Annotated in this window: 16 protein-coding genes and 1 tRNA gene; 2 read left to right on the top strand and 15 right to left on the bottom strand. The window is 55.6% G+C overall.

The annotated features are described in order from the left end of the window. Positions 1 to 145: 145 nt before the first annotated feature. The 9 genes from HQL76_02400 to HQL76_02440 all read right to left on the bottom strand — a co-directional run bounded on the left by HQL76_02400 (position 146) and on the right by HQL76_02440 (position 12,164). Positions 146 to 2,104, bottom strand: a complete 1,959-nt coding sequence (locus HQL76_02400) for a HAMP domain-containing protein (protein MBF0108014.1) — start codon at positions 2,102 to 2,104, stop codon at positions 146 to 148. A gap of 348 nt (positions 2,105 to 2,452) precedes the next feature. Then, the gene (dapF, locus tag HQL76_02405; GenBank protein MBF0108015.1) at positions 2,453 to 3,502 is read right to left on the bottom strand and encodes a diaminopimelate epimerase; all 1,050 of its coding nucleotides are present in this window, start codon (positions 3,500 to 3,502) and stop codon (positions 2,453 to 2,455) included. 43 nt (positions 3,503 to 3,545) lie between these two features. Further along, the gene (locus HQL76_02410) at positions 3,546 to 4,607 is read right to left on the bottom strand and encodes a flippase-like domain-containing protein (protein MBF0108016.1); all 1,062 of its coding nucleotides are present in this window, start codon (positions 4,605 to 4,607) and stop codon (positions 3,546 to 3,548) included. 4 nt (positions 4,608 to 4,611) lie between these two features. Continuing rightward, on the bottom strand, positions 4,612 to 5,937 hold the full coding sequence (locus HQL76_02415; protein MBF0108017.1) for an HlyD family type I secretion periplasmic adaptor subunit: 1,326 nt from the start codon (positions 5,935 to 5,937) through the stop codon (positions 4,612 to 4,614). Then, the gene (locus tag HQL76_02420) at positions 5,934 to 8,099 is read right to left on the bottom strand and encodes a type I secretion system permease/ATPase (protein MBF0108018.1); all 2,166 of its coding nucleotides are present in this window, start codon (positions 8,097 to 8,099) and stop codon (positions 5,934 to 5,936) included. Before HQL76_02420 ends, HQL76_02415 begins: the two co-directional genes overlap by 4 nt. Then, a complete protein-coding gene (locus HQL76_02425; GenBank protein ID MBF0108019.1) occupies positions 8,099 to 9,907 on the bottom strand; it encodes a PilZ domain-containing protein in 1,809 nt (602 codons plus the stop codon). Before HQL76_02425 ends, HQL76_02420 begins: the two co-directional genes overlap by 1 nt. 36 nt (positions 9,908 to 9,943) lie before the next feature. Further along, complete coding sequence (locus tag HQL76_02430) at positions 9,944 to 10,537, bottom strand: PilZ domain-containing protein (protein MBF0108020.1); 594 nt, start codon at positions 10,535 to 10,537, stop codon at positions 9,944 to 9,946. 18 nt (positions 10,538 to 10,555) lie between these two features. Then, complete coding sequence (locus HQL76_02435) at positions 10,556 to 11,401, bottom strand: OmpA family protein (protein MBF0108021.1); 846 nt, start codon at positions 11,399 to 11,401, stop codon at positions 10,556 to 10,558. A gap of 10 nt (positions 11,402 to 11,411) precedes the next feature. Next, positions 11,412 to 12,164: a MotA/TolQ/ExbB proton channel family protein gene (locus tag HQL76_02440; protein ID MBF0108022.1), complete on the bottom strand. Its 753-nt coding sequence runs from the start codon at positions 12,162 to 12,164 to the stop codon at positions 11,412 to 11,414. A 1,133-nt stretch (positions 12,165 to 13,297) separates the two neighbouring features. Between HQL76_02440 and HQL76_02445 the strand changes: the two genes are divergently transcribed. Then, positions 13,298 to 13,373 (top strand) — tRNA-Phe (locus HQL76_02445). A gap of 105 nt (positions 13,374 to 13,478) precedes the next feature. Beyond that, positions 13,479 to 14,522 carry a site-specific integrase gene (locus HQL76_02450; GenBank protein MBF0108023.1) on the top strand — a complete coding sequence of 348 codons (1,044 nt, stop codon included), beginning with the start codon at positions 13,479 to 13,481 and terminating at the stop codon, positions 14,520 to 14,522. 275 nt (positions 14,523 to 14,797) lie between these two features. Here the strand turns inward: HQL76_02450 and HQL76_02455 are convergent, their stop codons facing one another. From HQL76_02455 to HQL76_02480, 6 genes are read right to left on the bottom strand one after another with little or no spacing between them, the layout of a single operon-like run. Next, positions 14,798 to 15,520, bottom strand: coding sequence for a hypothetical protein (locus HQL76_02455; protein MBF0108024.1), 723 nt, complete (start codon positions 15,518 to 15,520; stop codon positions 14,798 to 14,800). Then, on the bottom strand, positions 15,514 to 15,843 hold the full coding sequence (locus tag HQL76_02460; protein MBF0108025.1) for a hypothetical protein: 330 nt from the start codon (positions 15,841 to 15,843) through the stop codon (positions 15,514 to 15,516). The genes HQL76_02455 and HQL76_02460 overlap by 7 nt, the downstream gene beginning before the upstream one ends. A gap of 5 nt (positions 15,844 to 15,848) precedes the next feature. Beyond that, on the bottom strand, positions 15,849 to 16,607 hold the full coding sequence (locus HQL76_02465; protein ID MBF0108026.1) for a hypothetical protein: 759 nt from the start codon (positions 16,605 to 16,607) through the stop codon (positions 15,849 to 15,851). Continuing rightward, the gene (locus HQL76_02470) at positions 16,608 to 17,084 is read right to left on the bottom strand and encodes a hypothetical protein (GenBank protein ID MBF0108027.1); all 477 of its coding nucleotides are present in this window, start codon (positions 17,082 to 17,084) and stop codon (positions 16,608 to 16,610) included. Further along, entirely contained in the window at positions 17,084 to 17,428 is a 345-nt protein-coding gene (locus HQL76_02475; GenBank protein MBF0108028.1) for a hypothetical protein, read from the bottom strand. Before HQL76_02475 ends, HQL76_02470 begins: the two co-directional genes overlap by 1 nt. Next, positions 17,425 to 20,040, bottom strand: coding sequence for a toprim domain-containing protein (locus HQL76_02480; GenBank protein ID MBF0108029.1), 2,616 nt, complete (start codon positions 20,038 to 20,040; stop codon positions 17,425 to 17,427). Before HQL76_02480 ends, HQL76_02475 begins: the two co-directional genes overlap by 4 nt. Between the last annotated feature and the right edge of the window lie 4 nt (positions 20,041 to 20,044).

Genomic DNA, 20,044 nt, shown 5'->3' on the forward strand with positions numbered 1-20,044 from the left:
AGAAACCGCTTCGGGTGAAAGGGCGCGTAAAAAACAAAGTCAAAAGCAAAATCAAAACCCTGGGGGCAATCCCCCAGACCCCTTTTTTCTTTCAATAATTCCGAATCCAGAGAGGGATCTGAATCGGGGGATCATGGTTCCGTGTTCAGAAGGTTTCGAACTCCTCATCGACGGCAGGTTTGGCACTGATCTTTGGAACGGTCGGGTGGGCCAGGGACTTGGAGGTGTTTTTCCGGGGGGAAGGTGAAAGATGGGCCACTTGCGTTTTCATCGGCGTTTTCTTGTGCGGGGCGTCAACCTTGCGGCCAATGTTGAAGAAGGAGATCGATTGACTCACCAGTTCCGCCTGTGAACTCAATTCTTCCGCAGTCGCAGCCATTTCTTCGGCGGCTCCGGCGTTTTGTTGGATCACCTGGTCGAGTTGCTGGATGGCCTGATTGATCTGCGACGCCCCCTGGTTTTGTTCCTGACTCGATGCGGCAATCTCCTGAATGAGTTCCGCAGTCTTCTGAATGTCGGGAACGAGCGTGTTGATGATTCCGCCCGCCTTTTCGGCAACCGATACACTGGAGGTCGATAGCTGACTGATTTCCCCCGCGGCAATCTGACTGCGCTCCGCAAGCTTTCGGACTTCTGCCGCCACGACGGCAAATCCCTTTCCATGTTCCCCGGCACGGGCCGCCTCGATGGCGGCATTGAGGGCCAACAGGTTGGTCTGACGGGCAATTTCCTCGATAATGCCAATCTTCCCGGCAATGTCGCGCATCGCGTGGACCGCCTGGTTGACCGCAGCGCCCCCTTCGGCAGCGTCACGGGCCGCCTTCTGGGCAATGGTCTGGGTTGTATTGGCGTTGTCGGAATTCTGCTGAATGTTCGAGGTCATCTGTTCCATGGCCGAGGATGTCTCCTCGATGGAGGCGGCCTGTTCGGTAGCCCCCTGGGACAGGTTTTGCGCCGCATCGGAAATTTCATTGCTGCCAGTGGTCACCTGACTGGCGGCAACCGCAACCTCTCCAATCACCGATTTCAACTTTTCCATCATTTCCAGGAGCGCTTTTGCCAGAATACCCACCTCATCCTTCTGGTTGACCGCGATGGTGGCGGTCAGATCGCCACGCGCCACTTCGGTGGCAAAATTTACCCCCTGAATCAATGGAGTGGCAATGCTGTTGGCTATGAACAGAGCAATCAGACCGACAATGATGGCAATGATCACACCGGCACCAACGATCGTCATGATCAAAGTCACGATCGGCTTTCGCACCTCGGCCAGGTCGATTTCCGCCAGAATGGCCCAGGTGGCATCACCTACCTTCAATGGCGAAAAACTCGAAAGGACCGGGTTGCCATTGTAGTCGATGATCACCTTGGAGGAATCCTTCCCGGACAGTGCGTCCCGGGCCCCCTCGGTATCCACCCCGTTCCTTTCGATGGTGCCGGCAAACGAGGCCTTGACCGAATGCCCCTGCTTGTCAAGAAAAGAATCGGAACGCATCCGTTTATCGGAACCGACAAGATAGCTTTCCCCGGTTTGCCCCATCCCGTCCCGTTGCTGCATGACGGCGTTGATCGATTCCAACGACAGTTGCAGGCCAATGGCGCCAATCACCTTCTCCCCCTGCTTGACCGGAGTGACCAGAAATCCTGCCGGATCACCATTGGAGGGGGCATAGGGTTGGAAATCACCAAAACCGGTCGCCCCTGTTTTCATCGCCTTGGCAAAGGCCTTTCCCAGACTGCTGTCGCTCAATCCACCCGTCGTCAGATTCTGTCCCAGATCCTTTTCCCTGGCGTAGGTATAAACGATGTCTCCCGCAGTCGAGATCAGAAAAAGATCATAATAGGCATATTCCTTGGTGAACCGGTTCAACCATCCGGTTTCGGCTTCCACTTCCCGGGTCCAAAGCGGACCTCCCGTCTTTTTCCCCTCGTCTCCAAAGGCCTTCTCCAGATTGATGATCGCCCGTGTCGCATCTCCCGAGGCAGCCAGAACACTGATGTCCCCGAACCGTTCGAACATGTATTTTTCGATCTGTCCTTTTTTGATGGCCCGGACAGCGTTGAGTTGGTTAAACGCACTGGTCATCAATTCCTGGTCCGCCATCGTGGCGGCAAACCATCCCACGGTAGCCAGAGGGATCAAACCAACAAGCAGCAACAGGCCAATCAATTTGGGCCTCATCTTGATGTCCGCGAGTCTCATGGATGATCTTCTCCTTTTCGTGAATGAATCGGACCGGGTCAACTGAAGCATTTTAAATTTCTATGCCATGAATTCACAGTGGACCGCAAGCAGAAAAATTCTATGATGCCGTTCAAACAACGGCAACAATAAATTTCTATTTTATTAACAATTAATAATAGTATTAAATGAGTGGCAATATAAACGATATATTAGTGTACATTTAAAAGACGCCCTTTTCCTTCAGGAATATGCGAATGAATCGATGGATTACAGCGATCCACGAGCCTGAACCAGGCTTTCCAGGGGTGTGCCGTTGAGCATGGAGACATCGAAAAGGCTTTTTTTGGCCAAGGTTTCATAGGCCTGGGCTTCGATGGGGAAGGTTTCCGTTATTTCCATGGGACCATCGGCGGAAAAGGTAACGGTATCTTCGTTCAGGACGATCCGGGTCCGTGCCCGATAGACGTGGGTGGCGTTGCCGGTCAGGCGGGCGGTAATGTGTTGTCCATCGACTTCGGGATGAACCCAGGCGATGCCGCCGGCGGTATGAACCTGGATGTCGGCGTGGTTGGTGACATTGCCGTTCAACACCTGGGCGACGACCGAGGCAGTCATGCCGGTACCGCAGGAAAGGGTTGGTCCGGCGCCGCGTTCATGGGTTTGGACAAGGATTGTCTGGCGGTCGAGTACCTCGACAAAACTGATATTGGCGCGATTGGCGAACATGGGATGGTGTTCGAGGGCGGGACCGAGACGGTTGAGGTCGATTTCCTTCAATTTCTTGACGGTGACGATCAGGTGGGGATTGCCGATGGAAAGGACGGTCCCGGTCAGGGTTGTTCCGTCCACTTCAAGTTTCTGGCCGATGAAGGGGGTGGTGGAACGATTGGACAGAATGTGTTGCGGATTGGTTGCGACGTGACCGGCATGGATGCGCACAAAAGAGAGCCGATGTTCCTCGGAAAAGAAATTATATGTTTCGAAGCGTCCACCACGGGTGATGAATACGAGGGGGGAGCGTCCCTTGTAGTAGCTTTCGTAGGCGACCCGCGAGGCACAGCGCAGTCCGTTGCCGCTCATTTCCGCTTCGGAGCCGTCGGGGTTGAAAAACTGCATGCGGGGATGGGTTTCGTCATGGATGGAGACGAAAATGGCGCCATCGGCGCCGATACCGCCGGCGCAACGCTCCGATACCAGACGGGAAAAACGGGCCTTGAAGGGGTCGGAGACCTGGAGTGAACGGGTTTCATCAACGACGATAAACGCATTGCCCGCGCCGTGACACTTGGTGAATTCCACTTGAATCGAGTCAGACATGACAACTCCCGCATAGGTGTTGAAAAAGGATGCCCGCGGCCTGTCAGGTGGAAGGGAGGGCGGTTGATTGCAAGGTTTCCCTGATGTCGCGACGATAGACCAGATAAAAAAACAGGCCAGGAAGCAACGCCAGGGAGGAAAGAATACGGAACACCAGAAAGATGGTACCATATCCGGTCGCGGAAGGGATGGTTTCCAGAAGACGGGCGATCTGGTCGAAGCTCCCTTCGCCCACTCCAAGCCCGCCGGGGGTGATCGGCAGGGCGTTGGCGGCGGTGGACCAGAGGGTGGCCAGGACATAGTCGCCATGGGTCAAAGCGCCGATACCACTGGAGGCAACAATGGCCAGAATGCAGGCGATGGTCAGGATGTGGTTGAAAAGGGCCAGGAAAAGCACCATGGCCATGGATCCGGGGGTTTTCTTGTAAAGATCGACGGCATGGACCAGGCGGTCGAGGGTCCAGCGTACCTGTTGCGACCGGGAGTGCGTCAAAATCCATTGCCCCCAGGAGGTGTGACTGAAATGCATGAATAAAAACAAAGCCAACGGCATGCCAAGGCTGATCCCGGCAGCACTGACGGTCAGGACAAGCAATGGGACATGTTGGACAATGGCGTCGCGGTTGAACAGGGAAAAGACGAGACAGAGCAGAAACAGGGCGTAAATTCCGATCAAGCGGTCGAAAAAAATCGACCACGTCGCCGCGGTTCGCTGGTCAGGCGCTTCCCGCGCGACATAGGCGGTTCGCAGGGCATCCGAGGTCAAGAATCCCCCCGGAAGAAACATCGAGAAAAAAACCGTGATGAACAGAATCTGTATCGACTTGATCGCCGACACATGGATTCCCTGGCAGGCCAGCAATAAAAACCAGCGCAGACCCGATAATACCAGCGCCAGAAGGACGATGGCCACGACCTGCAGGATGACCAGGGGATGGGTGATCAATTGTTCCAGGGTTGAAAAGTCGATCACCTCGCCATGGAACAGAATGGCAATCAGTCCCGCGGCGATGATCAGTCGGGTGGCCGGTTTCATCGACAGCTCGGCAGCCCGGCGCACAAACGTCGCGGCATTGGAAAAAGAACGAAGTGATTGGGTATCCATGGTTTTAGCGTTCCCGCAATGCCCGATAACGGGCGCGCCAGATCGGCTTGAGGAGATAGTCCAGAACCGTTTTCTTGCCGGTCAAAAGTTCCACCGAAGCGGTCATCCCCGGAATGATCGGCAATTTTTCGCCAAACCGGACAAATCCGTTTTCGGTGGTGCGCATTTGAATCCGATAGCGTCCCACCCCTTTTTCCTTGTCTTCGATCGTGTCGGCACTCAACGAGACAAGCGTGGCGTCCAGAGTACCATAAATCGACCGGTCATAGGCGGTGATCGTGACCGAACCGGCAAGCCCCGGGCGAAGAAAGGCGACATCCTTCGGATTGACCCAGGCCTCGATGATCAGGGAATCCTCGATGGGCGTGATTTCCAGGATGGTTTCTCCGGGGTGGATGATGCCCCCCCTGGTGTTGAGAAACAGCCGTTTGACGATTCCGTCCATGGGGGCGGTCACTTCGGTGCGGCGGATGCGGTCCGCGTCGGAGGCGGCGACCTCCTGAAAATTTTCCAACCGCGCCTGACGTTGATCGATTCCACCAAGCGTTTCGCGGACAAAAGCGATTTTGGCCTTGTTGATCCGGTCCTCCGCTTCCACCATCGCCGACCGGGCGCGGGGAATCGATTGTTCGGTGATGGCCAGGTCGCTTTGTTTTTCCGAGAGCAACCGCTCCAGTTGCAACAGTTCCGTCGGCGAGACGGCCCCATCCTTCAACAGGGGCTGTTTCAACGACAGCTCCTTGGACAACAGGCGGACCGAGTTTTTCAGACCATCCCGCCGGGTCTGAAGTTCGCCAAGTTCCTGCCCTTTTTGTGTGGCCTGAAGTTTGAGGATGGAAATGTCACGGTCCAATTCCTGTTTCCGGGTTTCGAAAAGGGCCTTCTGGTTGGCGACCAGGATGGGATTTTCCTCGATCATCTCCTTGGGAAACTGCGGCACCTTGTTGTCCACTTCCGCCTTCATGCGGATGATTTCCGCCTGCAACATCAAATATTCGCCACGGTTTTTCTTCAGGTTGGCCTCGTGGATGGTGCTGTCGATGCGCAGCAGCACCTGATCCTTCTTGACCGGATCTCCTTCTTCCACCAACAATTCGGCGAGAATGCCCCCTTCCAGGTTTTGGACCTTCTGGGTTTTCTGGGAGGGAACGACCTGTCCGTCGGCATGGGTGACTTCATCGATTTGCGCATGGTGGGCCCAGAACAAAAATGACAGGATCAGGGCAACGACACTCAAAAGAAGCATGGAAGCCATCGGACGGCGGGTCCGATGTTGCGCCGCCTCGGAGCCTGATACGAGTGTGACGTCCAGACGTTGCCGGCGTTTCATGGCGCCGTGACCTTTTCGGGAACAGGGGGGGGAGATGTTTTTTTCTGGGTCAGTACCTCCATGGTCGGACCATCGGCGATGATGGCCCCTTTTTCGAGGATGATCAGTCGATCCAATTGTTGCAGGACCCGGGGACTCTGCGAAACAATGATGATGGTCCGTTCCTTGTGGTGGTGGAGAATGTTCTGGATGGCACGGTTTTCGACGACGACGCTCATGGCGGAGGTCGGTTCGTCGAGGAGGATCACGACCCGGTTGGGATCGAGCAGGGTTCTGGCCAGGCAGAGACACTGACGTTCACCCCGGGACAATCCCTGGCCCTGGGTGCCGACGGGACGGTCCAGTCCCATGGGGTTGGCGGCGACGATCGGGGCGGCCTCCACCTGTTGCAGCACTTCCATGATCCCCTCGTCGGACGCCTCGGGCCATCCCAGGAGCATGTTGTCGCGCAGGGTCCCGGAAAACATGATGTTATCCTGGTCCATGTACCCGATCTGGCTGCGAATCTCGGCGGGATGTACCTGTTGGCTGTCGGTTCCATCGAGACGGATCGATCCTGCCGCCACGGGATGATATCCCATGATCAGTTTGAGCAGCGTCGTCTTGCCCGCCCCGGAGGATCCGGTGATGCCCACCTTTTCTCCGGCATGGATGGCGAGCGACAGGCTTGAAAACACTGGATCGCTCTGTCCGGGGTAGCGGAAGAAGCAGTTTTTCAGTTCGATGGATCCCTGAAAGTCGGGTTTGTGCAACATGTTCCGCTCCGGGGCACGTTCCTCGGCCAGGGACATCAGTTGATTGAGCGAATGCAAGGCGGTCCGGGCGGTATGCCAGCGGGTCAGAATGCCGGTGATCTGCAACAGCGGTTGGATGATCCGTCCATTCAACAGCGAACAGGCCATCATGCCGCCGATGCTGAGTTCCCCGATCATGATCCGATGGACCCCGATCATGATGACCCCGATGTAGGACAACTGGCCGACAACCCCCGCCAGGGAAAGAATGAACTGGGACCATAACCGTTCGCGTCCGCTTGTCATCGACATGCGATCGACGAGCAGCTCCCAGCGCCGTTGCATCCAGCCTTCCATGTTGAGAAACTTGATGGTTTCCAGTTGTCCCAGAGCCTCGACCAGAAACCCCTGTTTTTCGGAGGTATCCTCGTAATAGGTCCGTACCGCCTTGAGCAGGGGACCCTGGAAAAACAGCCCCAGAAGAATGACCATGACGGCCCCTCCCAAGGGGACCATCGCCATGGTGACGCCACCAAGATAGGCGATCAGGATGATGAACAGCAGCGAAAAGGGGAGATCGACAAAGGCCACCAGGCTTGCCGAGGAAAAAAAATCACGGAGAAATTCGAAGGAGCGGATCCGATTGGCCATGGCCCCCGGGGCGACCGTCGCCTGCCCTGGAATCAACGAGAGGATCTTCTCGAAGATGCGGTTGGACAAGAGCGTGTCCAGATTCCGCCCCATGGCGTCGATGAAGTAGGTGCGCAATTCCTTGAGGATGAAATCGAAACCAATGGCCAACGAAACGCCGATCGCCAGAACCCAAAGGGTTTCGACCGCCTCGTTGGGAACCACCCGGTCGTAGACGTTCATGACGAACAGCGGGACTGCCAGCGCCAAAAGATTGATCACCACCGAGGCGATGACCACCTGGAAAATATCGTACCAGGAGCGGATGATTTCCTTCCAGAACCATCCCTGGGTTGAACTCTTGCGGCTGCCGTCCGGTGGTGAAAACCGCGTCTGGTAGGAGGGCCTGACAAAAAGCGCTTCGCCACGATAGATTTTCTTGAGCTGGCTTGCGTCCAGATTGACGATGCCCATGCCTGTTTCCGGGAACAGGACCGCCGCATGGTCGGGATGGGGCCGTTCGACCAGGATGCAGGCGGTATCGTTGTCGAGCAACAACACACAGGGAAGCATCAGTGGCGAAATGTCGTCGAGTTCTTTCTTCAGGAATCTGCCCGCCATTCCCACCCGTTGCGCCGCCTTCAGAAACAGGGGCGGTGTCAGTCGATGCGCGTCAAGGGGCAATCCCGCCCGGAGAACGACGGGACTGACGGGCCGGTTGAAAAGTTGCGTCAAAAGGCTCAGACAAGCCAGAAGGGGGTCGGGAAGATCCCTGGGACGAGGGGGGTGTCCGGCCATCAGAAGTCTTCTTCGTCCACTTCTTTCATGGCCGCGCGGTCGGCAAGGATTTCCCTCTGCCGCCGGGCGATGTGCTGGTAGATCATCTTTTCGAATTCAGCCGGTTTCGGATCGATGTGGGTGGCAACCTTGAGTCTGTTGTCCACCGGTCCGTTGACGAACACGACCCTGCCGTAGGTCGTCACCGGCACGAACCGGTCGCCGCCGATGCTGAGAAAAATACGCATTTCCAGAAGATCACCCTTCTTGACCCACATTCTCCGGGTCCGGAATGCCAGGCCCGTGGCGCTCAGATTGACCGTATAGAGATCCTTGCCGTCGGGAGATTTGCCGACGGGACGGTCATGCTGACTGAGGTCGATGCTCTTGATCGTCTCCAGGTAGGTGTTCATCCTGGCGGCCAGGGGTGGAGACGATTCCCCGATCTTCTGAAGAATCTTGGGCAGTTGCCGTTCAATGTCGTTGATGCCATCGAGCGCTTTTTTCAATGGATTGACATCGGTGATCGGATTGGACTGATCGCGAATCTGCTGCAATTCCATGAGATCACGAAAAAGAGACAACGCCTGATTGCTCGATTGACCAAGAGCGCCGCTCTGTTGAGAAAGATCCCTGGCAATGGAGGTGAACAACTCGGTCATCGCCTGATAATAAGACTCCTCGTTTTCCGACGTGGCCCGGAGAAAAAGCCAGGAAAGACGTTCGCGATGCCAATCGACATGCTTTCTTGCCTTGGAATGTTTGCGTTTCAGAAAATCCTGAATGGCGCCAAGGTCGGCGAGAATCTTTTGCTGATTGCGAATGATGCCACGCAGACCAAAAGCCTTGTCACGGTGGAAATGGGTCATCGCTTCGGCGAACGCGGTATCGGAGACATGACACCAGACGAAGGGGATCCGGTCATTGATGCGGAAATCCCGACGCTGATCCGCTCGTGGCTGGGCGGCGATGAAGGGATCGTCTCCCTTTCTGATGACGGCGTCCTCGACGGTGGCCTGAGACAGTTTCATCCCTTCCTGCAACATGCGATCGTATTTGTCGGCGGACTTGGGTGCGGGCGGGGGCAGTTTGGCCGCCGGGGCCGGCTTGGGTTCCGGACTTTTTCTGACGGACGTGTTTTTCGTCACGGCTGGAGCGGGTTCGGGTGTGGGACGCACGGGAGGACGCACGGGAGGAATGGGAGAAGATATTTTCTCGGAAGGAGCCGGTGTGGGAATGATTTCCCGTCTGGCGGGAGGTTTTTCGATGATCCTTGGTTTCGCCGATGGCTCCGGCAAAAGCGCCGTCTTGAGACCGCCAACCACCATTTCAAAACGGAATTCGACCCTCTGGCCACGATTCGACCAGTCCTGACGCATGCGGACCACCCGTCCAAAGCCGTGGAACGACCAGGGAAGCGCCGGACCCGCCAGAAACATGAGTTCCAGAATATCGTTCTCGGCGAAGGGGGGATCCTTGATCCAGGCAACGACGCCGCGTCCTTCGGGGTCGAGCATGACCGGTACCCGCGGGATGACGACTTCCGGGGGAAAAACGGTTTCGAGAAGAAAGGCGAATTTGCGATCAATGGCCTCCAGGGCCGCGACCCGGTCGGCTCCCTTGCTGCCTCTTCCGGATATGGCTGTGCTTCCTCTTGGTTTTTTGGCCAGAAGTTCGACGATGTCGGGGGCGAACTCGGGGCGTGCCCGGGGAATGGGGGCCCCTTTTTTGTGACATCCCCGGATTCGCGCCAGATAGGTCGGGGTGATCCGGCGGAACCAGAACGTCACCGGTTCGGATTGGTTTTCGAAGGTCTTTTTTTCAGCCATGACCGCGGTTCCGTTCATCGAATCGGTGAAAGGTCCTCAACTTCGTTTGGCCCGCAACATTTCTGATTGGCGCTTGAAAATATGTTGTATCAATTTTTCCCGGTCCTGATCGAGAATGGGTTCAAACTGGCAGGCCGCCTTGATCAGCCCCTCTTCGTCGGGGGGGAAGATTTTGACGGCCCGGGCGAAGCATTGGATCGAGGTCAGAGAATCCAGGGACAGGCCGAGACGAATTTCAAGGATGTCCCCTTCCATGACATCCAGTTCCGCTTCCTTGAACGCCAGTCCGCCACCACCAAGGTTGACCCAGGTCGGCACCATGGGACGGGCCGTGTCTCCGGGGTAGAATACCTTGAGCAGCATGTTGAGTTTCATGTCGATCCGCGAAAGGATGCGCGCCAGGAGCGGATCGGTGCGTTCCAGTTGGAGAATCTTGTCGGAGACCTCCAGATTGGCCAGGGCCGTCTGGACATCGTTGGGTGCGATGGGAAAGGATTGACTGCGCTTGAAGGTGGTGATGACCTCGGCAAACTCTTCGGCGCTGACCCGGCGCCAGGAAAGTGGCAGATAATCATCGACACGGACAAAGGCACGTTGTTGTTCACCCGTTTTTTGCGACACGGCGGCCATGGTTCGTCTCCATGTTGATCAGGGAAGGTTCCCCTGGGATCCGGTGGTGGCGGGGTTGTCCCGTGAAGGCTGGCTTTTCTGGTCGGATTCCGGTGCCTCTGTCGGGGGGGTGTTTGTCATCTGGGTAGCCACTGGGGGATTGCTCGTATTTTCGGTGATCGCAGGGGATGAATGGCGCGAAACCATCAACTCGATGCGACGGTTGGCGGTTCGTCCGCTTTCGGATTCGTTGGTCTGGATTGGGGAAAACTGTCCCATTCCCCGCGCCTGAAGGCGCATCGGCGGGACGCCACCGGTTTCCGACAGAAATTGAACCACCGATGCAGCCATGGCGGCAGAATAACCCCAATTGGAGGTGAACGGAAGGTTGGATGGGGGGGGGGCGTTGTCGGTATGGCCACTGACGATGACTTCATGATCGACCTCCTTGAGCAGATTGGCCATCTCCAGAAGCGGGGACTGGATGGTGTCCTGAAGGTCGAGGCCCGGGGCACGGAAGATTTTGTCGCTTTGCAGGCGCAGGAGAACCCCTTGTTCCGACTGGATCAATTCCGCTTCTTTATTGGCCAGCATCGGGCCCAGGGAACGTTGCAGTTTTTCGACCAGTTGGACGATGATGATTTCCTGATGAAACTCGACCCCTTCCGCTTCGCGTCGCCCTGCCGATGACTGACCGGAGTAGGGAATACGCGGGATTCCCAACGCATCGTGAAAGGAGCCCATGCCCTTCTCGAACAGGGTGGGGTCCACCTGGGACGAGGACAGCAGAAAAACGAGGACGATCAACACCAGGGACATCATGCTGGCATGGGTGTTGTTCAGCCACCGGGGGAAGCCCCTTGAACTGGAGGAATATTTGGACATGGCCGCCGGCTCATGGAGCGTTGCGTTGTGACGGGGGCAGTGCCGCGAGCAGGGCTTCCTGAAGCAGGCGGGGGTTGACCCCTTTTTGGATGCCGATCATGCCATCGATGATGACCTGTTTGACCATTTGTTCATCCTTGCTGTAGGTTTCCAGTTTGGTGCAAACGGGGATGGCGATGCCGTAGGCGATCAATGAACCATAGAAAGTCGCCAGGAAGGCGATCGCCATTCCGGGTCCGATGGCGGCGGGATCGGAGATGTTGGCCAACATTTGCACCAGACCGACAAGGGTGCCGATCATGCCGAAGGCCGGGGCCATTTCGGCGACTCCTTCCCAGATGCCCATGCCGCGGGCGTGTCGTTCGGCAAGATAGGACAGTTCTTTGGACAGGACGCTGCCAAGAAATTCGGGATCGGCGCCATCGACGCAATGGTTGATGGCCCCTTGAAGGAAGGGGTCATCGGATTTAAATTTTTCCAACGCCAGAATTCCGTCCTTTCGGGCAATATTGGCCATTTCGATGATCTGACCGATCACCTTTTCGGGTTCGTGGACCTTGACGAAAAAGGCCCGGGCCAGGACATGGACCGAGCCGATGACATCCCGTGGTTTATGGCGGATCAACATGGTGGCGATCGTGCCGCCGACGACGATGAGGAGCCCTGGAATGTTGACGAACATCATCAGTCCGCCATCGATCAGGATGCCGGCGACGACAACGGAAAACGCCAAGAGTATCCCTATGATCGTTGCTAGATCCATGGTTGAAGTTCCCTGTCGCACCGTTCCAAACACAAGGTTGTAGAATCCATTCGACCGATGATCGCAAGGCCATCCACCGCAATCGCGGGTCGTGTTTCTTGTTCCTGATTCGATGCACTAGCAATTTTTCGGCCAATTTTTTCTGACGCACGTTTTCATTCGTCAGTGGACGCGGGGGGGGGGATTGAAGCGCGAGAATGACCCATGGAGCCTTGTCCCATCGTTTTTTTGGGACCATGCCGCGGGCGCGGTAGGCGGCAAGAATTTCCTGGGCCTGGTGATCCAGGAGACCGGCGAGAATCAACCATCCTCCGGGATGAAGTTCCCGGACGAGGTCATTGGCCATTTCCAGAAGGACTCCGGAAAGGATGTTGGCGACGATGGTGTGGAAGGGTCCCCTGGGAACGGTATCCGACAGGATGATGCTGATGTCATGGAGATCGTTGGCCAGGAAATTTTCGGAAGCGGTGGTGATTGCCTGGGGGTCCAGGTCACAGGCGGTGATGGGAGCGGCTCCGAGACGTGCGGCGCCCATGGCGAGAATTCCGGAACCGCATCCCATGTCGAGGAAGGGACCGAGGTTGTTTTGTTGGCGAACCCATTCGAGCGCTTCCAGGCATCCGGAGGTGGTTTCGTGGGACCCCGAACCGAAAGCCAGTCCGGGGTCGATCGTGAGGACAAATCGGTCCGAGTCTTCACGGGGCCACCAGGAGGGGCGAATCAGGAACATGTGTCCGACGGGGAAGGGGCGAATTTCTTTTTTCCAGGACTCGGTCCAATCCTGATCGGGGATGTGGCGCCAGAGGATTGTCCCGACGGGAATGGCCAGGGAAGAGGCGGCGAAGAAAAGGAGGAGTCGCAATTCCACCTCCTCGCGATGAATGGTATCGGGAAAAAAACCCTTGACCCGAACCGGGGCATTGTCTTCGGGCAACCATTCCATGACCGATCCCTGAGACCCGACCGCGGTCATGATGTCGCCACAGGCATCTTCGCCGCCCTCTGGAGCCGTCAGTTGCACTTCCCAAACCATGACCGTTAAGAATCCTTGCAGCAGGGATTGACAATCACTTCTCCTATCGAGTATACAGGAGTCTTCTCAAGATCGGCAGGCATTTCGCAAGATCGCAGCAGCCCAGGTAGCTCAGTCGGTAGAGCAGAGGACTGAAAATCCTCGTGTCGATGGTTCGATTCCGTCCCTGGGCACCATAAATATCAAGCAGATTCAATAGTTTACTGAAAATGCTTGCCGGTCAGTTTCAGCACATGTTACCCTTTCAGCACAAATTCAGCACAGTGCGCGGGAGACATGTGTTGGCCACTATCCGCAGAACCCCATCTGGAACGTGGCAAGTCCAGGTGCGACGGCAAGGGCATCCTTCTGTTACCAAGACATTCCGGCTACGTCGGGATGCTGAGACCTACGCCCGTCAAATTGAAGATGAAATTGTGCGTGGGATCTTTTTGGACCGCACTATGGCTGAACAGATGACCGTAGCCAGTGCCTTGCAACGCTACTTGGTTGAAGTCTCTTCTTCAAAAGCACCGACTACAGCGCGTTCCGAAAAATCCAAAGCTGCACACTTGATGGCGGCTTTCGGCAAATACTCCTTGGCGGTGATCACTCCGGATAAAGTTGGGTGTTACCGCGATGATCGACTCAAGACGGCCAGCGCCAATCAGGTCCGTCTTGAATTGGCCTTGTTCGCTCATCTTTTTTCCACGGCTATTCGGGAATGGGGCGTTGGTCTGGCCTTCAACCCAGTAAGGTCGATTCGTAAACCACCTCCTGGTGCAGGGCGTCATCGTCGTTTGACTCCTGATGAAGAGACGCGGTTACTTGCCGCTTGTGATGCCCACTCCAACCCCATGCTGGGGTGGATTGTGCGCGTGGCCATCGCTACGGCTATGCGTCACGGTGAAATCGTATCCTTGGAGTTGAGACAGGTAGACATCAATCGTCGGGTGGTGGTCCTGGAACAGACTAAAAATGGAGACGCGCGCACGGTGCCTTTGTCTCTCAAGGCGACCGATGTGATGCGGATTGTGCTGGAGTGGCCGTTGCGGCCAGACGACACCAAACTGTTATTTCCTGGGGAACCCGGCAAGGATGGACAACGACGGCCCTACGTCACCGGTCAGGTATGGCGTCACGTTTTGCTTCGGGCCGGGATCGTCGATCTTCATTTCCACGATCTTCGTCACGAGGCGGTTTCGAGATTGGTTGAGGCTGGTTTGTCGGACCAGGAGGTGGCCGCCATCTCCGGCCACCGTTCCATGCAGATGTTACGCCGTTATACCCATCTTCGGGGAGAAGATTTGGTCAACCGCCTTGATAGGGCGGAGTCCCGCCGTTAAGCAATTCTAAAACCTTGACTGTGGGAAATTTCCTGTTCCTGCCAACTCTTACTCTCAGTTTGCGTACTTCTGGCCAGGGATGGTCTTTGGTGTACCTGACAAAAGCCGCAAAGCTTTCCGGTGATCCATTGTAGCCGACGATTTGCGCCAATTCGGCGCAGGTGACAAAGCGTGGTAACGCTTTACTGGCCATGTACCCTCCCTTGCTTATTCCGTCCATCATTTCTCCCCTTGTAGAACACTCGCTTGAATGGGACTGGTCCCATTGTCTTTCATTACAACAAATATCCAGTAAAATCGCGTCTCCGGGTCGAGATCCCCCAGCTACCATCGTCGTCACTTAGGTCAAAATACCTGGGATGGTCCAAGTCGTATCCGGTAAGGTCTGCCCATCCCAAATCGGCTGCCTGAAATTCAATGGTCAAATGTGGTTTCCACTCCCCATACCAACACGCCATGGCCGCACTCAACACCAAGTCGTCATGGATACCCTCCCGCCATGCTTCGTATTTGTCATGGCCACCCATGGTAATTTCCACCTTGAAGTTCAGCAGTTCCTGAACCAGGGTATCGGCTTCGGGCATCCCACCCGCCACCTTGAGCCTTCCGGATTGGAGAAGTACCTGGAGGGCGGAAACAAGATCCCGCTTGGGAACCCGGAAATCGCGTCCCTCCTCGCTTACAGAATCCCCGCCGGTGATGGTGACGGCAATCAGTTCGGCAGGCAGTCGGGCATCCCGGAACATGTCCACCACGGGGCGGCCCGCTCCCGTTCCATCCACCACCAGCGTTGCTTTCCCATTCCTGAGTTGTTCACTGGCCAGCATTTTACCCACTTTGGCAACCTGATCGGGATAGGAAGTTCCCAGTTTGAATCGTTCAGCATGGCGCAGGTGGTAACGGGCAGGCTTTTCCTCGAAAAAACGTTCAAGGATCGTGACCGCCGTAAAATCTTGAGACTGCCCAAGATCCAAACCGATGATGAAATCACTCAGCATGGTTGTTCTCCAGATTGATCGTTTCCCCAGAAGGGCCAAGGACTCTGATCATCAAAGATGTCCCGATGGAAATGTTTAACTATTTCCGTATAGTACATTGTCTTGAATGTGGTGATTCGGTCCAGTCTAAACATCATGTGTTCAACAGCCACAACACGCAAATGCTGGCTGTTGGGTAATCTTCTGGCAGGTTCCGGCCACACATGAGGTGAGATGAATTCCCCAACGTGAATAGGGTTGAATGGCTCGCTGGCTTCAAAGCGTGCAATGACGGTTTCAACATCACCCGGTTCATAAATTTCAATCATATATCTCGTGAACATGGCGGTTATTCTCCAAAAAGCGGTTTGACTTCCGTTGATATGGCCGACATGACCACATCGTGACTAAACACCGAATCGATACGTTCAGCGAAAATTCCCATGTATTCCTGGTTGAACCAAAGCGATCCCAGGGAGTTACGTTCTTCTTCCAGGAACGCCTTTGTGATGCGTGGGCATTGGTGGGCTGTGACCTTGATACGCTCCCATTCGTCACTACCATTGGTCCATTCCTCGAAGAAGTGCCCGATCTTGCCGTAGGGGGTACTCATCAACACCAGCTTGCCGTTTGAAACCGCCAGCATGGGGCGGACGGATCGATAAAGGGCGTCGGGAACGAAGGCCGCCTCATCCTCGATGAGGAGATCCACGGCAGAATAGCCACGAATGGAATCGGGGTTGTTGGGCAGGCTGACCACACGGGAACCATTGGGCAGGGTAAAGGCGTTCTTGTTGTCCTCATCCAGCTTGGGGCGACCAGTCAGCCCTTTCATGAAGCCGGTGACCTTCTGGAACAACAGTTTGGATTGCCGGTCGGATTTGGAAATGACCAACGTCAAGGAATCGGGTTGGAACAGGGCCGTATGCAGGGCCAGAATCGCGGTGGTCGTACTTTTTCCGGATTGGCGGCAGCAGTTCAGGATGATCCGCTTGGACGGGGATTGCAGCATTTGCGCTTGCCAGGAATCGGGGGCAAATCCAAGCCGGTTCCTGGCGAAGTGGGCAGGGTCCAGGGCGCAGATTAAGTCTTTGACCAGGTCGGACATTCAGCGATGATCCTCCAGGGCCTGGACGACGGCGCGTTTGGCTTCCGGGTAGGGGGCCAATGCCTTGACGATGATGGCTTGCATGTTGGTCCATTCCGCCGAAACAAACAGGTTGACGGATGGCGTTTCCTGCAACTCCCCACGCATTTTTGCCAGCAGTTCCACAATGCGAACCAACTCCCGAATCCCACCCAGGGCTGCCGTAAAGTTGCCTTTTTTCTCGGCCTTGTTTTTGATTTCGTGGGCTTCATGTCGCAGTGTTCCCAGGTAATCCAGAAGATTGTCCCCGTAAGCCACATCAACGGCCTTCTGAGCCTCCACCATGGCCTTGGGGAGATGTTCCAGCTTGTGCCGTCGCAGTGAGTCCTTGGAAAGGCCGTATTGACGCGATAGAGCGCGAAAAGTCTCTCCGGCCACCAAGGCTTGGTCGATGTCGGCAATGCGCTTGTGGGCGCATACAGAGCAAGGGCGGGCCATTAATTGAACCCTCCAAGCCAATATCCAGCACGAACCCAACGCAACTTCCGACCGTGGGACAAAAAGACCAGGTGGTTGCGGTCGGAATGAATCAGGGATGCGCCATCGGCAATCAGGGCCGCCATTCCGTGCAGATGGTCGTAGCTTTTGGCTTCATCTGGAGATGTTCCCAGGAAAAGGTTATCCCGATTCCACCCCAAAGAGGCCAACCGTTGGCCATGCTGACGGCGGAACCGTTGCAGGCTGGCCCGGATTCGCTCTTGGTGTTCCGGCGGGATGGGGTTGGCAACTGGCGGTGGTTCCGGGGCGGGTCGGTACAGATCCAATGGGGCGGATTTCATCATTCTTGGCTCGTGCCGTCACTGTAGGGGGAGGACCCAACCTCAGTCCGGGTTGGCCAATCGACACCCAGTTTTTCCAATTTTCTCAGACTCAAGACGGCGCATTTGTAAACATTGGGACCGATCGTCTTCCGCACGTTGCGTCCCAGCAAAAGGCCATCTCTGCTCAAATGTGCCACCAACCGTTTGGAGGTTGTGACAGGGAAATGATGTCCACGCTTTTCCAAGAAAGGCAGGATGGTCGCGGTATGGATGAACAGTCGCCCCCCCTCTTTTTCATCAACGAGAAAAGGGATGGGGGTTTCATGACGATTGGCAAGCGTGATTTCTTCGGCCAGTTTTTCCATGATGGCCAAAGATTCCCGGCGGACAAGGGCGGTCTCGACGAGATGTTGATTCATCAAATCCACCACCGTTTGCCAGACCGCGTCATTGGTATACCCGGAAAAGGTAAAGACTTCTTCCAGGGCAAACTGGAGGGCGGCATAGTTATCGACCAATCGACCGATGTTGGTGTCCGAAGGATCCCTCTTCAGGTGTTTGAACAGAGATTGGGTATGGATCTTCAGGCGTTCGTTCGCTTTAACCTTGTCCCAACGGTCCATGAGAAAATGCGCCCATTCCCGGACCGGGAAGGGTGTTTTGGGAGTGAACATACCCACTTCGTTTTTCATGCCGTCCATGTCGAACTGAACGATCTTGGTATTGATGGCGGCATCGGTAATGGGGTTGTCCTGTCCGATCAAACAAACTGGGGCAGCAACCAGAAATACCCCCTTCATGCCGTGGTGTCTGACGGAAGCGCGGTAGGAAACATGCATCAAGTTGACAAAATCATCGCAATCCTTGGGATCAATACGGGAGATTTCGTCAAAAAGGACGGGGTAAAGGTGGTTGGAAATGGCCTTCATGCGGCGGTAGGGGGTTTGGAGTTCCGAAGACTCTTTGAGGTCAAAACCAATCAACTTTTGCATGATGCCAGCAATCACGGTTTTTCCCGATCCCGAATGACCGCCGATGACAAGATGGGGCCAGAATCCCAGGAAAACCTTCATCAGGCTCCCGAGAAACCAGCCCAGTTGAATGACGCCAAGGTGTTGCTTCATCAGGCCGTCAACCTGTTCCAGAATTCCCCGTGCCGATCCTGGGGGGGCGCTTGGGATGTGGAGACGATGGTAAACGCACTCTTCGTCGGTCAGATGAGAATTTTTGGCATCCATGAGTTGCAGCTTGCCACCCACATGGACCAGACCGATCACCCCGACCGACTCTTGGGAATGACGCTGGTCTCGTCCCAAAGTTTGAAGCAACAGTGCCATTTGCCGGGCGTTGTGCAGGTGACCCAGTTTTTGCAGCACGTTTGAACTGCTGATGTCCTCGGACCCGATGACGCGCCTTTGGATCACGTTGGAATCGGTTCGACGATAGGCCACCAAAACTTTGCGGGCACTGTTGCCGGAATCGGAAGGGTCGATGGCGGTGGCGGGGTGGTGAATGATGATCGGGTCCAGGCGGTACACCCGGAAACCCGCCACCGGTTTGTATTCGGGACCATCTTCTGTTTCCCGGTGGTATTCGGTGGTGTCCAGGTAGCAGATGAAATGGTTCAACCGGCCAAATTCATGGGTTGGAACAAAAACATCCTTGGCCGGAAACATGCTGGTATCGGCTTTGTTGGCCCATGTTCTGATTTGTTCCAGGCTTTTTCCCGCTTGCAGGGCATCATTGGGGTCCTTGAAGTCTTGAATCCATTCCACCCATTGAACGGTGACGCCTCCCGAGATGGCCCGATGATAAAGTGTGGCTGCCGCCTTCATGCCCGGGGGATCGTTATCAGCCAGAATCATCAACCTTTGATGGTCCTTGAGCCATGAAAAGGGAAAAGCCCCCGCCATGGAAACAGACAGGAAGGCCATTGCGGGACAACCGGCGGCGGTCAAGGTTAAAGCGTCGATGGGGGATTCAACCAGCCAGATGATGGGGGCTTTTCTGATGGCAAGATCGGGGATGAAGAATCCACCGGACGCTTCACCCAGGAATCGCATTTTTGGTTCATGGCCTTCCTCCAGATACCGCATGTTGACTGCGGTCACCACCCCATCCTTGTTGACCACCGGGAAAGTAACCGCCGGTCCATGCTCTTTGGCGTTGCCCTTGGATGGAGACCAATCGGAGTAGCCGAAAGATTGGCCTTGCCAACTTGTAACCCTGTCGGCGGGAAGCTTCCTGGTTTCCGTCAGGTATTGGGCGGAAAAATGGAGGTTTTTGTGATTTTTGGTCTTGGTCCAAATCTTGATTGCGGCGTTTTCGTGATTGGCCTGATCAGGTGGATCATTTGCCGGACGGTCAAAAGGAAAGCCATACAGTTCGTGCAGGAACCGCATGGCCTCCTGGGTGTCAACTCCTTTGACGCGCTTTACAAGATCAATGCAATCCCCGCCTTCGGCGGAACCATGGTCCTTCCATTTGCGGCCATCGGCAAAAACTGAAAGAGACGGTTTTTTGTCTTCCCTCCAGGGGGCGCGGTAGTTTTCCCCTTCTTTTTGGCGTTGAAGGCCGAGGCGATTGGCCAAGTCGTGAAGATCAATGGATTCCTTGAGTTTTGCGGCGTTCATGGAG

The organism is Magnetococcales bacterium (assembly GCA_015228815.1).
Taxonomy (GTDB): domain Bacteria; phylum Pseudomonadota; class Magnetococcia; order Magnetococcales; family UBA8363; genus UBA8363.

Coding starts and splice junctions, on each gene's coding strand:
- HQL76_02400 (MBF0108014.1), bottom strand. CDS start 2,104: ATGGCGGACCAGGAATTGATGACCAGTGCGTTTAACCAACTCAACGCT.
- dapF (MBF0108015.1), bottom strand. CDS start 3,502: ATGTCTGACTCGATTCAAGTGGAATTCACCAAGTGTCACGGCGCGGGC.
- HQL76_02410 (MBF0108016.1), bottom strand. CDS start 4,607: ATGGATACCCAATCACTTCGTTCTTTTTCCAATGCCGCGACGTTTGTG.
- HQL76_02415 (MBF0108017.1), bottom strand. CDS start 5,937: ATGAAACGCCGGCAACGTCTGGACGTCACACTCGTATCAGGCTCCGAG.
- HQL76_02420 (MBF0108018.1), bottom strand. CDS start 8,099: ATGGCCGGACACCCCCCTCGTCCCAGGGATCTTCCCGACCCCCTTCTG.
- HQL76_02425 (MBF0108019.1), bottom strand. CDS start 9,907: ATGGCTGAAAAAAAGACCTTCGAAAACCAATCCGAACCGGTGACGTTC.
- HQL76_02430 (MBF0108020.1), bottom strand. CDS start 10,537: ATGGCCGCCGTGTCGCAAAAAACGGGTGAACAACAACGTGCCTTTGTC.
- HQL76_02435 (MBF0108021.1), bottom strand. CDS start 11,401: ATGTCCAAATATTCCTCCAGTTCAAGGGGCTTCCCCCGGTGGCTGAAC.
- HQL76_02440 (MBF0108022.1), bottom strand. CDS start 12,164: ATGGATCTAGCAACGATCATAGGGATACTCTTGGCGTTTTCCGTTGTC.
- HQL76_02455 (MBF0108024.1), bottom strand. CDS start 15,520: ATGCTGAGTGATTTCATCATCGGTTTGGATCTTGGGCAGTCTCAAGAT.
- HQL76_02460 (MBF0108025.1), bottom strand. CDS start 15,843: ATGTTCACGAGATATATGATTGAAATTTATGAACCGGGTGATGTTGAA.
- HQL76_02465 (MBF0108026.1), bottom strand. CDS start 16,607: ATGTCCGACCTGGTCAAAGACTTAATCTGCGCCCTGGACCCTGCCCAC.
- HQL76_02470 (MBF0108027.1), bottom strand. CDS start 17,084: ATGGCCCGCCCTTGCTCTGTATGCGCCCACAAGCGCATTGCCGACATC.
- HQL76_02475 (MBF0108028.1), bottom strand. CDS start 17,428: ATGATGAAATCCGCCCCATTGGATCTGTACCGACCCGCCCCGGAACCA.
- HQL76_02480 (MBF0108029.1), bottom strand. CDS start 20,040: ATGAACGCCGCAAAACTCAAGGAATCCATTGATCTTCACGACTTGGCC.